15 protein-coding genes are annotated in these 14,677 nt (G+C 61.9%); 6 read left to right on the top strand and 9 right to left on the bottom strand.

Annotation, left to right across the window (positions count from 1 at the left end):
• Positions 1-81 precede the first annotated feature (81 nt).
• The 6 genes from GSQ87_RS03830 to GSQ87_RS03805 form a co-directional block, all read right to left on the bottom strand.
• Positions 82-765 (bottom strand): haloacid dehalogenase type II, encoded by a 684-nt coding sequence (locus GSQ87_RS03830; RefSeq protein ID WP_158913372.1) that lies wholly within the window; start codon positions 763-765, stop codon positions 82-84.
• Positions 766-808: 43 nt separating this feature from the next.
• The gene (locus GSQ87_RS03825; protein WP_254062728.1) at positions 809-1,639 is read right to left on the bottom strand and encodes an alpha/beta fold hydrolase; all 831 of its coding nucleotides are present in this window, start codon (positions 1,637-1,639) and stop codon (positions 809-811) included.
• 112 nt (positions 1,640-1,751) lie between these two features.
• Complete coding sequence (locus GSQ87_RS03820; protein ID WP_216838956.1) at positions 1,752-2,444, bottom strand: alpha/beta fold hydrolase; 693 nt, start codon at positions 2,442-2,444, stop codon at positions 1,752-1,754.
• Between the two features lie 42 nt (positions 2,445-2,486).
• The gene (locus tag GSQ87_RS03815; protein ID WP_158913365.1) at positions 2,487-3,374 is read right to left on the bottom strand and encodes a haloalkane dehalogenase; all 888 of its coding nucleotides are present in this window, start codon (positions 3,372-3,374) and stop codon (positions 2,487-2,489) included.
• A 303-nt stretch (positions 3,375-3,677) separates the two neighbouring features.
• Positions 3,678-4,553, bottom strand: coding sequence for a LysR family transcriptional regulator (locus tag GSQ87_RS03810; RefSeq protein WP_158913363.1), 876 nt, complete (start codon positions 4,551-4,553; stop codon positions 3,678-3,680).
• Between the two features lie 143 nt (positions 4,554-4,696).
• On the bottom strand, positions 4,697-5,155 hold the full coding sequence (locus GSQ87_RS03805; RefSeq protein WP_158913361.1) for a hypothetical protein: 459 nt from the start codon (positions 5,153-5,155) through the stop codon (positions 4,697-4,699).
• A gap of 164 nt (positions 5,156-5,319) precedes the next feature.
• Between GSQ87_RS03805 and GSQ87_RS03800 the strand changes: the two genes are divergently transcribed.
• Positions 5,320-6,036 carry an IS6 family transposase gene (locus tag GSQ87_RS03800; RefSeq protein WP_158913359.1) on the top strand — a complete coding sequence of 239 codons (717 nt, stop codon included), beginning with the start codon at positions 5,320-5,322 and terminating at the stop codon, positions 6,034-6,036.
• 92 nt (positions 6,037-6,128) lie between these two features.
• Here the strand turns inward: GSQ87_RS03800 and GSQ87_RS03795 are convergent, their stop codons facing one another.
• Positions 6,129-6,566 (bottom strand): helix-turn-helix domain-containing protein, encoded by a 438-nt coding sequence (locus GSQ87_RS03795; protein WP_158913357.1) that lies wholly within the window; start codon positions 6,564-6,566, stop codon positions 6,129-6,131.
• 118 nt (positions 6,567-6,684) lie between these two features.
• On the opposite strand from GSQ87_RS03795, the gene GSQ87_RS03790 reads away from it, so the two are divergent.
• From GSQ87_RS03790 to GSQ87_RS03775, 4 genes are all read left to right on the top strand, one after another.
• Positions 6,685-7,680, top strand: a complete 996-nt coding sequence (locus GSQ87_RS03790; protein WP_158913355.1) for an MBL fold metallo-hydrolase — start codon at positions 6,685-6,687, stop codon at positions 7,678-7,680.
• A 2-nt stretch (positions 7,681-7,682) separates the two neighbouring features.
• Complete coding sequence (locus tag GSQ87_RS03785; RefSeq protein ID WP_254062731.1) at positions 7,683-8,678, top strand: MBL fold metallo-hydrolase; 996 nt, start codon at positions 7,683-7,685, stop codon at positions 8,676-8,678.
• A 61-nt stretch (positions 8,679-8,739) separates the two neighbouring features.
• Entirely contained in the window at positions 8,740-9,207 is a 468-nt protein-coding gene (locus GSQ87_RS03780) for a hypothetical protein (RefSeq protein WP_158913351.1), read from the top strand.
• A gap of 393 nt (positions 9,208-9,600) precedes the next feature.
• The gene (locus tag GSQ87_RS03775) at positions 9,601-10,023 is read left to right on the top strand and encodes a hypothetical protein (protein WP_158913349.1); all 423 of its coding nucleotides are present in this window, start codon (positions 9,601-9,603) and stop codon (positions 10,021-10,023) included.
• A gap of 159 nt (positions 10,024-10,182) precedes the next feature.
• Here the strand turns inward: GSQ87_RS03775 and GSQ87_RS03770 are convergent, their stop codons facing one another.
• Positions 10,183-11,226, bottom strand: coding sequence for an AI-2E family transporter (locus GSQ87_RS03770; protein WP_254062727.1), 1,044 nt, complete (start codon positions 11,224-11,226; stop codon positions 10,183-10,185).
• Positions 11,227-11,521: 295 nt separating this feature from the next.
• On the opposite strand from GSQ87_RS03770, the gene GSQ87_RS03765 reads away from it, so the two are divergent.
• Positions 11,522-13,402, top strand: coding sequence for a KUP/HAK/KT family potassium transporter (locus GSQ87_RS03765; protein ID WP_158913347.1), 1,881 nt, complete (start codon positions 11,522-11,524; stop codon positions 13,400-13,402).
• Positions 13,403-13,691: 289 nt separating this feature from the next.
• Here GSQ87_RS03765 and GSQ87_RS03760 read toward each other — a convergent pair whose 3' ends face one another.
• Positions 13,692-14,204, bottom strand: coding sequence for a MucR family transcriptional regulator (locus GSQ87_RS03760; RefSeq protein WP_158913345.1), 513 nt, complete (start codon positions 14,202-14,204; stop codon positions 13,692-13,694).
• Between the last annotated feature and the right edge of the window lie 473 nt (positions 14,205-14,677).

The following is a 14,677-nucleotide window of genomic DNA, read 5'->3' as shown; positions in this document are numbered from 1 at the left end:
ATCGATGCCCAACCGCCTTCTTCTCCGCCATCGCTCTCGCTGCCACCGTCATCTTCTGGCTGTGATCAACGAGTCCTGACCCTAGGTAGCGTATCGGGCGATCAACTGGTCGGCGACCTCGTCCAGATCCTTACCAGTATATGTTGGCTGCGGCCCGACGCTTAGGAGGTCATTTCCGGCACGCTTGATTAGCGCCGCCTGCCAGCCGGCGGCGACCGCACCCAGCGTGTCCCAGGTGTGGCAAGCGATCATGCACATCTGGGCTGGCTGCGTTCCAAGGGACCGCGTGACGTAAGCGTAGGCTTCGGGCGCCGGCTTGTGGCGACGAACCTCCTGGTCGACGCTGAAGCGGCGCTCGAACAGGTCTATGATGCCGCCCTGCGCCAGCTGTCGGCTTTGGATATCGAGTAGGTTGTCAGTAAGTGTGAACAGACGAAAGCCATGGTCGCGCAGCTTCTGCAATGCTTTCGGAACCTCGGGATGCGGAGGCATTGAGGCGAAGTTGTCGGTCAGCTCGACCTTGTCGGCCTCCGAGATTTCAATCCCCTTGGTCTGGGCCAGCATCTGCATCACTGCCCCGCCAATTTCGGTGAAGGGGACATAAGCGTCGGCGATCGTCAGGGCGCAGGAATAAACGATGAGGTTTGCGAACCACAGGCGCATGGCGCCGCTGTCCTTGAAGATCCGTTCGAAAATCGGCGCCATGGTCTCGAGATTCAGAAGGGTCTCGTTGACGTCAAAAACAATTAGGGGACGCTCGATCATTTAGACCTCCATCGAGAGCAGTGGCCTGGATCCAGCGATCTCATTACTTGAGAAAATCGCGGATGCTGTCGGCAATTTCCGAGGCATGGGTCTCCAAGGCGAAGTGGCCAGCGTCCACAAAGCGCACGACCGCGCCCGGAATGTCGCGTTTGAAAGCTTCGGCGCCGGGCGGGAGAAAGAACGGATCATTCTTGCCCCACACCGCCAAGAGAGGCGGCCGGTGCGTGCGAAAGTAATTTTGAAAAGCGGGATAGAGCGCGACATTGCTCTTGTAGTCGCCGAGCAGATCAAGCTGGATCTCGTCGGCGCCGGGGCGAGCCAGGTAATAATTGTCAAGGTTCTGACCATCTGGCGATACCAAAGCCGAGTCGGCCGCGCCCTGTGTGTATTGCCAGTGGGTGGTCTCCGGGCTGAGAAAGACCCGGAGCGCCTCGCGGTTCGCCGGCGACGGGTCTTCCCAGTAAGCGCGGATGGGCTTCCAGCCCTCGCTAAGGCCTTCCTCGTACGCGTTTCCGTTCTGAGAGATGATGGCCGTGATCCGTTCAGGGTGGCGGACGGCGAGCCTGAACCCCGTCGGCGCCCCATAATCGAAGACGTACGCGGCGAAGCGCTCAAAGTCGACGACTTCGGTGAAACGCTCAATGACACCTGCAATATTTTCGAAGGTGTAGCTGAACTTGGCGCGGGGCGGCATATCGGACTGTCCGAACCCTGGAAGATCTGGAGCAACCAGGTGAAACCTGTCGGCCAGCAGCGGGATCAGGTTCCGGAACATATGGCCGGCGGTGGGAAAGCCATGGAGCAGCAAGAGCTTGGGCTGACCTGGGTTTCCAGCTTCCCGATAAAACACGTTGAGACCGTCGACCTCAGCCACGCGGTATCTGACAGACGTCATCACGTTCCTCCCGCGCCTTCAGCGCAATCTTTTTGACGAGCGATCGTCCATGGGTGTTCATCCGGCCCTTGCAGCTCGTTGGGCGCTTCTTTCAGTCGCCTGCGACCGACTCGACTGCTTCGCGGATGATGTCAGCGACGGGGTCAGGAGCCGTGACGATCGGCGTGTGATCGACGGCATGCGATCTGATCGTCGCGTTCATGCGCGCGGCCATGAAGCGCTGCGTGTCCGGAACAATCATATAGTCGTGCTCGGCCACGAGATACCAGGTGGGGACCGTTTTCCACAGCACAGGCCCGACGGTCGGGACCGTCATGCAGGAGAACCGTAGTGGCCGCTGCGTAGCAGCAAGCACGATGAGATCATCGGGGGAAGCGTTAGGTGCGAACGCCTGGGGAAAGGCCTCGTCGGGAAGCCAGAACAGGTTGGCGCCGTCCGGCGCCAGCTTCGGCGCCTGCGGATGCGGTTCGGCGCGAAAGAACAGGTCGGCAAGCGTTTCACCTTCGTCGGGCGCGAACGAGGTGATGTAGACCAGTGCCTTGACCTGTTCAGGACGTGCGAGCCCGATGACCGCGCCCGCATAGGCATGGGCAACCAGGACGACCGGCCCCGCCGCCCGCTCGATGCTGCGGTTGAGGGCTGCAACGTCGTCGGCCAAATCGGTCAGCGGCAGCGGCGCGGCAAATGACTTGATACCTTGCGTCGCGAGCCGGGTGATCACACGCGCCCAGCTCGATCCGTCCGCCCACCCGCCGTGGGCCATCACAACGGACACGTCCTTCATTTCCATCTAGTCCTGCTTTCTGTTGGTGCTTCGCAGCTCTGATCAGCCCAATGTCTGTATCCAGCTGGCGACGGCCTTCCCGATCTCGTCCGGCGAGTCTTCCTGGATGAAATGGACCCCTTTGACCGTCACCTCGGTCTGCTCGGGCAGGCTGCGGGCATGTTCGAGGACCCTACCTTCGGCGAGGATTCCGCCCGGCTCGGCCTTTATGAACAGCTTGGGAACCCGGCTCGCCTTCAGCCAGTCGGCGTAGGAGTCCACGGCCGCAGTCACGTCGGCGGGCTCGCCCTCGATCGGGATTTCCCGCGGCCAGGTCAACGTCGGCCGCCGTCCCTCACCTGGCTGGGCGAATGGCCGGCGGTATTCCGCCATCTCCTGATCGGAGAGCTTACGGAGGATGGCGCCCGGCAGGACCTTCTCGATGAAGAAGTTGTCGTCGAGGACCATTTGCTCGCCAGCCTCGGAACGCAGCGCCTGCAACACTGGGCGCATGCCGAACTTATCCCAATGGTCCCAATACTGCCGGCCGACCATCGCCTCCATGTAGGCAATTCCCCTCACAGCTTCGCGGTGGCGATTGGCCCAGTCGAAGCCGAGGGTCGACCCCCAATCATGGATGACTAAGGTCACACGCTGGCGCACACCGAGGGCGTCAAGCAACGCATCAAGGTAACGGCGGTGCTCGACGAACCGATACGAGCCGGGCCCGCTGTCCGGCAACTTCTCGGAGTCGCCCATGCCGATCAGGTCCGGCGCAATGCAACGGCCGAGCGGCTGAAGGTGTGGGATGACGTTGCGCCAGAGATAGGACGAGGTGGGGTTGCCGTGCAGCAGGACGATCGGATCGCCCTCTCCGACCTCGACGTACGCCATTTCGCGGCCGAGCACCTGGCGCCGCTGCTTTTCGTAGGGAAATGCCGCGGAAATCATGTTCGTCAGTCCTGAGCCAGAGCCCGACGCGCCGAGCCGCTAGGCGGCTGACGTGCCGATCAAGATTTAGGTTTCGCATCAAACGAGCGGCAAACGGTGGGACGGCCGCGAGGAAATCCCTGTGTCGCCCCGTGGAGAAGTCTGCTGCCTGCGTTGAGGTTAAACGCCTGCCCGGGCCGGCGAAAATGCCGCTTGCCTAAGGAATCGATGCTCTGCGGCTATGGACGGAGTCCGCTTGGACGTATTCCTGATCGTTGGCTCCGAGAAACAAAGCAATCTGCTCTATAGTTCTGACGCACCAGTCTAAGTCCAATTGGCGGCTCGCAGCATGTTAAGCAGGGTGACCGAGGCATTTCCGCGCTGCCGTCCAGCAACAGTATATGCAGAGACCGTGAGGCGCAGGTCGAGTTGCTTCAATGGTACGTGGCTAAGGCCGTGCATTTCCGCGCCAGCAACGGTGACGATCGCCACACCAAGATTCGCCTTGAGTAAGGTCAGTTGGTCCTCTCGCCTCGTCACGTAGTGCGCCGCAGATTCTGAGACGCCATTGGCCTTCAGCCTGGCCCGAAATTCCTCGGTCAATTCACAGCTGGTGTCGATCACCAGGGTTTCGGAAATCAAATCCCCAAAGCTGACGCGGTCCTTGGTCGCTAGCAGGTGTTCTGGACCGAAACCGACTTCACATGGCAACTCAAACAGCGGAAAGGCGTCAAGCCGTGGCCACGCTTCGCCGAGGGGGCCGGCAATGGCTAATTCGGCCGTTCCCGATTTTAGGTACTCAGCCACTTCGTTGCGCGAACCTCGATGCAATTTCAGTTGCAACCCAGGAAAAATCCCAGACAGCTCCTGCAGCATGGGTTCGAATGGCTTGAGCCCAATCGTGTGCGACAGCGCCAATGAGAGCGGGACCACCTCGGCGTTGCGCATGGACACCGCTACCGACTTGGCCGCGACCGCCGTTTCGTAGCACTGGCGCAGCATAGGCAGGACACGTTGGCCGAGTTCCGTCAAATGCGACAGACTGCGTTCGCGGCAGATAAGCTCGCCGCCCAACTCCGCCTCGAGGGCCTTGATCGCGCGGGTGAGAGAGGGCTGGGCTACGTTGCAGCGCTCGGCTGCCTTGGTCAAATTCAGCGTCTCACTGACCGCCAGGAAATATCGGATTTGGTGCATTTCCATGGCGTGGCTCCCAACGCTGTGACAGTCAAAACCAATCCATACCCGCCGGCTCTCCTGGTTTCGCGTTCTGCTACAGATATTTTACCGCACTATCCGAAATTTAGAAAATATCGACCGAACGGCGCCAATGTTGTCGAGGAGTATCAGGGGCTACTGACCTTCTCGACGTAGCTGCGAAAATCGGGAGAAAAACCGAACGGATTTTCCACCCACCACTCTTTGACGCCGGCCGACGAAAAAACCGACTTGATGCCAGTCTCTTCGGCGATGACGATGCTTGAGTCGCCGGCGCCGAGGGTGGCTTGCATGTACATGGTCTCGCAGACGTGAAGATAGGCCCGAAGGGTCGAGTCAAAGCGCCATCGATCTTCCGGCGTCAACGCCCCTCTGTCCTGCATTCCCGAAAGCCAAATCCTGGCCACGTCGCCGTTCCGCGCCCATAGGAGATTGACCCGGTTCAACGCCTCGGAGACCGCGTGGTGGGACGACGCTCGCGTGGCCTTGGTGTTTTGACTTAGTTGAACGCCCACGAAGATGAGAGAAGCGACGACCGCGGCTGAGCCGAGCGTCTGTGAGATTTGTGAAATCTCGGCCAGTGTCATTACACGTCGTCCTTGCCCATTGCCGCCCAGCGGGAAAACCGAAAACCGTTCGACATTGAGCGACCGATCCACCCCGCATAATCAAGCCAATCTTAGCAGCAACACTGGGGGCTCTGTCAGCGTAAATTGACGGCTGACAGGCGGCGGGGCTAAGGCCGAGCCCCATGGCCAAGCTTAAGCCCCCGCCCAATCCGTTTCGTTGGTTCGACAGCTCGCCGGAAGTGATCCGGTTGGTGGTGCTGATGTACGTGCGCTACCCGCTGTCGCTGCGAAACGTCGAAGACCTGCTGCACGAGCGCGGGATCGACATCTGCTACGAGACGGTTCGCAAGTGGGTGGACCGCTTCGGTCCGATGTTCGCCTCCGAGATCCGCAAGAGGCGGGTCGAGGCGATGCGCCAGCACACGCACTGGAAATGGCACCTCGACGAGGTCTACGTGAAGATCAATGGCGAGATGCACTATCTCTGGCGGGCGGTGGATCACGAAGGGGAAGTCCTAGAATCCTTCGCCACCAAGGATCGGGACAAGGCCGCCGCGCTGAAGTTCATGAAGAAGATTATGAAGCGGCACGGCTGCGCCAAGACCATCACCACCGATGGCTTGCGCTCCTATCGAGCCGCCATGAAGGAGTTGAACGTTGCCGACCGCCAGGAAATAGGCCGTTGGGCCAACAACAGGGCGGAGAGTTCCCACCAGCCCTTCCGACGACGAGAGCGGGCGATGCTGAGGTTTCGGAGGATGAAGACACTCCAGCAGTTCGCCTCGGTCCATGCATCCTTCCACAACCACTTCAATCAGGAGCGCCACCTCGTTAGCCGACAGACCTACAAAGATCGACGCTCAGCCGCGCTGGCTGAGTGGCGGCAGGTCATGGGATAGAGCTAGCTCGGGTTTGGGAGAGCTACGTCTGAGCGTAGACAAGTTCGCGTTGAACTGACAGCACCCCGATGGCGGCTTAGGGCGCATACCCGTCATTGGCTATTTACCGGGAACCGGACCTTCGCTAGCGCCTTGGGCGAGGGCCTTTGGGGCTTTGGTCGTTGCCGGGGATTTCCCTGAGCGTCCAAGGGTTCGAGACAGGTCTCGCCCGGTTCGAACAGGTTCGACTTGCCCCATTGGGCCAGCGCCACCAACACCGGCAATAGGGCGCGCCCTTTGTCGGTCAGCAGATAGTCCTGATGGGCGTTGTCACCCGGACCCGACGCCGTGGTCAGGATGCCCTGGGCGACGAGGGTCCTGAGCCGGGCCGCCAGGATGTTCCTGGCCGCACCGAGATTGCGCTGAAACCCGCTGAACCGGGTCACGCCGGCCAACGCCTCGCGGACGATCAGCAAGCTCCACCAATCGCCGACCGCATCGAGCGATCGAGCGATGGGGCAGGCGTCGCCTTCAAAGCTCTTTCTTCTCACGGGTTGACGCCCTCCTTGGATTTCTGCGCGGCGGTCGTCGCCGAATGTGGTTGCATCATTAAACCTTTTGGTAGATATAAGCCGTATGGTAGCGAAATTAAACCAATTGGCTCCTCAGATGATCCGCTTGTTTAGGCCGTCTCTGCTCCAACCGGCTATGGCCGCGGCAGGCGCGCTGCTCTTCGTGATGTCGGCGTCGGCCGTCGCGGCGCAGGGCATCCCGTTCGACAGGATCGAGCTTCGAACCGAAAAGCTGGCCCCCAACATCTACACGCTGACCGGCTCTCCAGATGTCGATCCCGGCCATCCAGAGGCCGCCGGCGGCCGTATTGGCCTCCTGGTCGGGCCCGATGGCGTGGTCATGGTCGACGCCCAGTATGCGCCCCTGTCGGACAAGGTCCTGGCCGCGATCCGCCGGATCAGCCCGGCGCTCATACGCGTCCTGATCGATACGCACGAGCATCCCGATCACACCGGCGGCAACCCGAATTTCGCCAGGCAGGGCGCGGTGATCTTCGCGCGCGAGGAAACGCGCGAGGAGTTGCTGCGACCGCTGCCCGCCGCCGTCGGCGCAGCGGCCTCGGGAACCGATCCTGCCCGGCTTCCCGTCGTGACCTACGGCCTTGGAAGCTCGGTGAAGCTCCATCTGGATGGCGAGACGATCGATCTGATCCCACTCAGGGCCGCGCATACGGGCGGCGACACCATGGTCCGCTTCGAGACCGCCGACGTGATCATGATCGGCGACTTCTACCGCAACTACGGCTATCCGTTCTTCGACCCTGGCAACGGCGGCAGCCTGCAAGGCGTGCTGGATGCGGTCGATCTGACCCTGAAGTTGGCGGGGCCGGACACGGTGCTCGTTCCCGGCCACGGCTCGATCATCCACCGAAGCGACCTCGTCCCCTACCGCCTCATGATCCTGGACGTCAGGGGCAGGGTCCAGGCGATGATCGACCAGGGCAAGACTCTCAAGGAGGTTCTGGCCGCCAAGCCGACCGCGCCCTACGACGCCAAGATCCCCGGCGCCCTTGCGCCCCTGCCGGCGGGCTTCGGCAACAGCGCCGACCGCTTTGTAAGCCTGGTCTACGCCCAACTGAAACCCGCGAGTTGAGCATGGCCAGCAGACCCGTTCGATCCGGACAAGGCCGCGCGTGGACGATCGCGGTTGCTCTGGCCGGGCTCGCGACCTCGGGCGCGCAGGCCCAGGGGATCGCCTATGCCAAGATCGAACTGTCGGCAAAGAAGATTGCGCCAAACCTCTACACCTTCACCGGCTCGCCGGGGGACGATCCCGTCCATCCCGACGCCGCCGGCGGCAGGATCACGGCATTGGTCGGCCCAGAGGGCGTTTTGATGGTGGACGCTCAATACGCTCCCATCACCGACAAGGTCGTCGTCGCTATCCGAAAGACGAGCGATAAGCCGATCCGCTATCTGATCAATACGCACGCCCACCTCGATCATACCGGTGGCAATGCGGCTATCTCGGCTTTGGGCGCTTTGGTGATTGCGCGGGAGGAATCGCGCGAGGAGATGCTCGCGCCCTTGCCGGCCATCGCCGGGAATGCAGCGCCTCCAAGAGTTCCAGCAAGGCTTCCGGTCTTGACCTTCGGCATGGGCGGTCCAATGAAGATCCGCCTGGACGGCGAGACGGTCGATCTAATCCCTGTTCCACCCGCCCACACGGCGGGGGACGCGATCATCAAATTCGAGACGGCCGATGTCCTCGCCGTCGGCGACGTCTATCGGAACTACGGCTATCCGTTCATCTCGCTTGCCGACGGCGGTACTTTGAAAGGAATGGTGGCGGCGCTCGACGTCGTCATGAACACGGCCGACCCGGACACGCTGATCGTCCCGGGTCACGGCGGCTTGGTTCATCGCGCCGACGTCGTCGTCTACCGGGACATGATCGTCGCCGTCGCCACGGCTGTTCAGCGGATGATCGGTCAGGGTCGCAGCCAGCGCGAAATCCTGCAGGCGAGGCCAACGGCGCCCTACGACGGTCGTACGCCAGGCGGTCAAGACCCGGTCGTCTTGGGCGGCCCCACCAGCGCCGACCGCTTCGTCAGCGAGATCTATTCAGAACTGACCAAGGTGAAAAGCTAGGGCAGGTGTCTGGGCTCTCACAGCTTTCGCAGAAGGTGCGTGCTCCATGAGATTAGTTCAGTTGGCGAGCCTGATCCTGTTCGGGCTCGCAGGCGTCTTTCTGATTGCTCCCCGGCTCAAGCGACTGAGTCGGGCGGATGCGCTCATCGCCCTTCTCTCGGTTCACGTCTTTCGGGTCGTGGCGCTGTTCGTCATCCAGGCCCAACACGATGGCTACCGGATATCGAACATCGCTGTGACCGAAATCGTGGTTGGCGATCTGGTCGGAGCGGCGATCGCAGCCGTCTCCATCGCCTTGCTTCGCAAGGGCGCGCGCCTGGGTGTCCTATTTAGCTGGCTCCTGATCCTGGAGACGATCGTCGACATCGCCGTCGGTGTTCATCGGAAGATCCTTGAGCCCGTATCCGTCGGCGTCACAGGGCCGCTGTGGCCGGTTCTCGCCTTCTTCGTGCCGTTGATGATCGTGACCCTGCCCCTCCTGGCGTGGCAACTGATCGCCCGGCGCAAGGAGCCGCTCGCCAATCCGTAAGCGACGTCCAAGACCTTGCTCAATTCGGACCTTCTCGACATTCGCAATGGATCGCCTACGCCGTGGGCGTCATTTCGGAACCCAGCCGCGGGCGATGTCTGAGTTGGGAACGGGTGACTTCGTCCGGACTACCCCAAAAGCCGCCACTGAGGCTGCCCCGAGCGGTGGTCTGGTGGCAATCTAAACGTCCGGAAACTGGCGCAGAGCCAATGTCCGCAGAGGGCGCACCCCGACCTTCATGCCAACCAATCCCCACGTCTCTAACATTCGCTTAGGTTCGCTGACTGCGGACGTCGGTCATGGACGGCTGAGACCCTTTCGCCCCAGTTAAGGCTTGCTTGACTCGACCCATCGCCTCATTCGATTGGATTGGCCGGGTTCGGGGTTACGTCCATGCGTGCGATCATCGTATTCAGCAGCTTCGCGGTCGTCATAGCGTCCAGCGCTACCGCCGCCGAGGTTCGCCAGTTCGACCTGCAATGTAGCACCAGGGTGGCGACCAGAGACGCCGGCGTCAGCAATGCTGCGCGTGCCCAGGAGATCTATCGCATCGATCTGGACCGCCGGCTCTACTGTAAGGACCAATGCACCAACATTCGCCAGATCGCGGACATCACGCCGGCGATGATCGTGCTGGAGAACGAGGCCTCCGAGCCTGCGCCGCCAGCAGGCGTAGACGTTTCCCACACCATCGATCGGCGCACGCTGGCCATGCACGACGCTCAAATCTCGCCTGGCGCCTTCTCTGTCGTGAGCGACAGCCGATGCGTGATGGCGCCCTACAAATCCATCCCGAAAACGCCGACCAATCCGTAATCTGCCGAGCTGGCGGCGTCACATACCCCCTCTAGAGGCGACCTCTACCTCTACAAGCGGACCTCTTAGGCGACAGTGTCTGAAAGAAAGAGGTAGCAACACGACGAGCGCTGTTCCTCAGCCGGCATCGACGGCTGGCGCGCGAGTCTTGGTATCGCTTTAAGGCTCTCCATTGCTCGAGAGAAGGACGGCGATCCATTCGGTGGATTTGAATTGCGACATGATGGCCATCGCGGTGACGGTCAGCGGCGTGGAGAGAAAGGCGCCCGTGATCCCCCAGAGCGCGCCCCAAAACGCCAACGCCAGGAAGATGGCGACGGGATCCAGGTTCAGGCTGGAGCCCTGCATCCTCGGCTGGACAACATTGCCAACCACAAAGCCGATGGCTTGCAGGCCCGCCAGCAGGATTATGGGCTGAACAAAGCCGGGAAATTGCAACAGCGCGAAGATCGGCGGCAGGATCGTCCCGACGGCTCCGCCGATCACCGGCATGTAGCTCGCCACGAAAATAAGCAGGGCCCAGAACGCGGCATGGCCCAGCCCGAGCACCGCCATCAGGACGCCTGCCGGTACGGCGATGAGCAATCCCGCGACGGTCTGGACCCAGACATAGCCTTCCACGCCTTCGCGGATGCGCTGGAAGATGCGACTTGCATCGTTGCGCGACGTCGGATCGCCGAACAGCTTCGCGCCCTTGCGGGAGAAGTTGCCCCGCGAGGCGACGAGGAAGGCGAGATAGAGCAGAACCACGAAGGCGCCAGAGGCGACGCCCTGGGCGCCTTGCGCCAAAGGCGCGGCGTACTTTGCCGGATTGAGCTGGTGGACAAGCCCTTCCACGGTTGGCGGGACGTGCAGGCCGACCTTGGCTGCAACCTGGCCCAGAATGGTGTTCAACCGTTTTTCGTAGCCGCTCGCCTGGGCCACGAATTGCGCCGTGTTGTTGGCGACCATCCAGATCACGGCCAGGAAGAAGGCGACGATCAGCGTCAAAGCGGCCGGCATCGCCAGACGACGGGGAAATCCGGGGATACGCTCGCGAAGCGCCCGGGCCAATCCGTCGATCATCAGCAACAGGAACACCGCCAGCAGGAAGGGCGTGAGGATGCCCTTCAGCGCCCAGGCCACAAAGCCCACGGCGACCACGGCGGTGACCACCATCGCCGTCTTCCAGGCGGCGGGCCGCGTTTCATCCTGAACCGTCACGATACCCTAGCCCCCAAACATTCTACCGACGCTAGGTATGCACCGCTCCGATACCGTAGGCCTAGCGGGTAAGCAGACGCGGTCGAAAGCCGTTGAGCAGGGCGGATGCGTCGTGATGCAAGCGGCGTCGGTGAGCGGCGCCTGAACAGCGAGGCTTCCCTCTCGGAACCGTCGTGCAAAGCTGCGCTGCCGCATCCCACCGGGGCCGCTGTCATTCTGCTTTCTTTCCCCGGTATCAAGCGCGGGGTCTAATTCCACCTCCCAGCGTTCAGGGTGCTGCAGCGAGGCTTACCCAATGACCCCAAACGCCCTGAACGGTTCTGGTGCGCCCAGGGCAGCTCCTTGGACCGCGGTAGCCGCCCTTGGAATCGTGTTTGGCGACCTTGGCACGAGTCCTCTCTACACCATGCAGACCATCGTCGGGTCGCTGGGCGGCCAGAGCCAGGAGCAAGCCGCGCTCGGCGTGCTGTCGTTGATCTTCTGGACCCTGCTGATCACAATCTCGGTGAAGTACTGCCTGTTCGTCATGCGCGCGGACAACCAGGGGGAGGGCGGCATCCTGGCGCTGATGTCGTTGGTCGGCATGAACGACTGGCGACGAGGGACCTATATCGGCGCCACCATGGGCCTTCTCGGCGCGGCGCTGATCTATGGCGACGGAGTCATCACCCCATCGATCTCGGTGCTGAGCGCGTTGGAGGGGGTCAATGTCGCGACGACGGCGCTCAAGCCCTTCATCCTGCCCCTGGGCATAGCGATCTTAGTGGCCCTATTCGCGGTTCAGCGCTTCGGCACCGCGGTGATCGGCAAGGCCTTCGGTCCGATCATGCTGCTGTGGTTCGTCGCCATCGGTGTCCTGGGGCTCGTCGCCGTCGTCCATCATCCCCGGGTGCTGGAGGCGGTCAATCCCTGGTTCGCGTTGCGCCTGCTGCTGTCGAGCGGGCCTGGAGCCCTGGTCCTGCTCGGCGGCGTATTTCTCTGCGCCACCGGCGGCGAGGCGCTCTATGCGGACATGGGCCACTTCGGTCGCCTGCCCATCCGCCTCGCCTGGTACGCCGTCGCCCTGCCAAGCCTGCTGCTGAGCTATGCTGGTCAATGCGGTCTTCTGCTCGACGGCGCCCCCAAGGGAATAAACCCCTTCTTCCTGCTGGCGCCTCACTGGGCGGTGATCCCTCTGGTCATCCTGGCGACGCTCGCCACCATCATTGCGAGCCAGGCGATCATCACCGGCGCCTTCTCCATGACCCGCCAAGCCATGCAACTCGGTTGGCTGCCGGGGTTCAACATCCGGCAAACCTCCGACAAGGTCTACGGCCAGATATATGTGCCTGCGGTCAACGCCATGATGGCGGTCGGCACCATCGCGATAACGCTGGCCTTCCGTAGCTCGGACCGCCTGGCTGGCGCCTACGGGACGGCAGTCTCAACCACCATGGTCCTGACAACGCTGCTGCTGTTTCGGGCGATGCACCATGTCTGGCGTTGGCCGATGATCGTCGTGGCGCCGCTCTCGGCCATCTTCATCCTGGTGGACCTGAGCTTCTTCACTGCAAACCTGGCCAAGATCGTGGATGGGGGGTGGGTCCCACTGACGCTTGGAATTTGCATCTTCATCGTGATGGTGACCTGGCGGACGGGCACGGCGGCCCTGCGCGCAAAGCTGGCGACCATGGCCGAGCCGGTCGATCAGTTTCTCGAGGAGCTAAAAGCCAATCGCATCCCCCGCGTTCCAGGCGTCGGCGTCTTCCTGACCAGGACAGATGACCGGATTCCGAGCTACATTTCCGACCATGTCCGCAACACGGGCTCGCTCCACCAAAGCGTGGTGATACTGAACCTGAAGTTCGAGGAACAGCCGCGCATCTTCGAAGATCGCCGCGACGTCGAGCCGATCGTAGATGGCCTATCGCGGGTGACGCTGCGCTACGGGTTCTTCGAGCGACCCGATGTGCCCAACGCGCTGAAATCTGGCTGCGGACTGCCTTCGGATATCGATATCGGTCGCGTGGTGTTCTTCGGCACCCGCGACCTGGTCACCCCAGGGGAGCATTCTTGGCGAAGCCATTGGCGCTATAGCCTCTTCGCCCTTCTCTACAAGAATGCAGCGCGAATCATCGATCGCTTCGACCTCCCGCCAACGCGGACGGTTGAGGTGACGCGTCAGATCAAAATCTGAAGTCAGATGAACGCATCTCCTGAGGCGCCCTAGGCGTTCTCCCACCCTCGTCGCGCGGCGTTCGTTGCGAGTGGCACTCGGGCTTGAAGAGGAATGTCGTCCAGTCCCCCACTCAAAGCCGCACTCTAAGCCGGCTGATTTGTGACGATGGAACGGTCCGGATTCGGAAGAGATGCTGACGTCCGTTGTGGGCGCGGTCGCGGTCCAGGCGTTCTGGGGCTTTGGCTGCAGCCTGCTCTGGCGGCGGAGGGAGGCGATCTCATCGTGAACATCGTCTCCCCCTCTCCAATCAGGTGAAGGTATCTTTGCTTGGATCAATCGGCGTGGCCTTCGGCTTGGAACTGCGCTTTGCCTTCGGCTCGGGTGCCATGACGACTTCCGACGCGGCAACCTTGGCGCCTACCGTACGGCCGAGCCCCAGGCTTTTTGCCAACTCGGACCGGTGGGCAGAATAACTCGCGGCCACCATCGGGTAATCCTTCGCAAGGCCCCACTTGGTGCGATATTCGTCCGGCGTCATTCCAAGTGTCCCAAGGTGACGCTTCAGCGACTTGTAGAGCTTTCCATCTTCGAGGCTGATCAGATGGTCGGGCGTGACCGACTTCTTGATCGGCACGGCGGGCGTGAGCTTGGGCGCGGGTTCTGGAACGGGATCGCCCGCGCTCGACAGGGCGGCGTAGACCGTCGAAATGAGCGCGGGCACATCTGCGATAGCGACGTGGTTGTTGGTTAGGTAGTGCGACACGATGCCTGAAACGAGTGCGGTAATGGTTTCGGGCCCTTGAGTGGTGTCGTCGGTCATTGGTGAGATCCGTGCTGATTCGGTGGCCGGATCATATCGAAAGAATGGGCGGCAATGGGACCGGCGCTTGCATGTGCCTGGCCGTAGTGAATGGCCGTCTGGGATGTCCGGAATCGGGAAGGGGAATTTTAGTCCGAATTACCCCCAGAAGCAGCCGGTGTCAGCGGCCTTGGGAGTGATCCAGCCGTCCGGAAACCGGCAGAAGGCGGAGGTCGCCTAAGGGCGCATCTCGCCAGCGGGCGTGCCTTTGTGCCTGGCGCTCGAAAGCGAGTCGCTTGATTAGCAGGGTAGTAGGGGAAGGTGGAAAACAGACCTGACTTTCCACCCAAGCCGCGCAGCTACGAATGATGCTCAAAGGTGAGCTGAACGATCCGCACCAGGACCAGGCCGCCCGGCTTTGTCAGCGCAAATTGACGGCTGGCAGGGGAGGGGGCTAAGGCCGAGCCCCATGGCCAAGCTTAAACCCCCGCCCG

Origin of the sequence: Caulobacter sp. S45, from assembly GCF_009765965.1 — a bacterium.
GTDB lineage: Bacteria > Pseudomonadota > Alphaproteobacteria > Caulobacterales > Caulobacteraceae > CAHJWH01.
Note: the sequence above shows the minus strand (reverse complement) of the source record. Positions and strands in the feature narration are given on the sequence as shown.

Excerpts from the sequence above, each read along its gene's own strand:
- GSQ87_RS03830 (WP_158913372.1), bottom strand. The coding sequence starts at position 765 with ATGATCGAGCGTCCCCTAATTGTTTTTGACGTCAACGAGACCCTTCTG.
- GSQ87_RS03820 (WP_216838956.1), bottom strand. The coding sequence starts at position 2,444 with ATGAAGGACGTGTCCGTTGTGATGGCCCACGGCGGGTGGGCGGACGGA.
- GSQ87_RS03815 (WP_158913365.1), bottom strand. The coding sequence starts at position 3,374 with ATGATTTCCGCGGCATTTCCCTACGAAAAGCAGCGGCGCCAGGTGCTC.
- GSQ87_RS03810 (WP_158913363.1), bottom strand. The coding sequence starts at position 4,553 with ATGGAAATGCACCAAATCCGATATTTCCTGGCGGTCAGTGAGACGCTG.
- GSQ87_RS03805 (WP_158913361.1), bottom strand. The coding sequence starts at position 5,155 with ATGACACTGGCCGAGATTTCACAAATCTCACAGACGCTCGGCTCAGCC.
- GSQ87_RS03800 (WP_158913359.1), top strand. The coding sequence starts at position 5,320 with ATGGCCAAGCTTAAGCCCCCGCCCAATCCGTTTCGTTGGTTCGACAGC.
- GSQ87_RS03790 (WP_158913355.1), top strand. The coding sequence starts at position 6,685 with ATGATCCGCTTGTTTAGGCCGTCTCTGCTCCAACCGGCTATGGCCGCG.
- GSQ87_RS03785 (WP_254062731.1), top strand. The coding sequence starts at position 7,683 with ATGGCCAGCAGACCCGTTCGATCCGGACAAGGCCGCGCGTGGACGATC.
- GSQ87_RS03775 (WP_158913349.1), top strand. The coding sequence starts at position 9,601 with ATGCGTGCGATCATCGTATTCAGCAGCTTCGCGGTCGTCATAGCGTCC.
- GSQ87_RS03765 (WP_158913347.1), top strand. The coding sequence starts at position 11,522 with ATGACCCCAAACGCCCTGAACGGTTCTGGTGCGCCCAGGGCAGCTCCT.
- GSQ87_RS03760 (WP_158913345.1), bottom strand. The coding sequence starts at position 14,204 with ATGACCGACGACACCACTCAAGGGCCCGAAACCATTACCGCACTCGTT.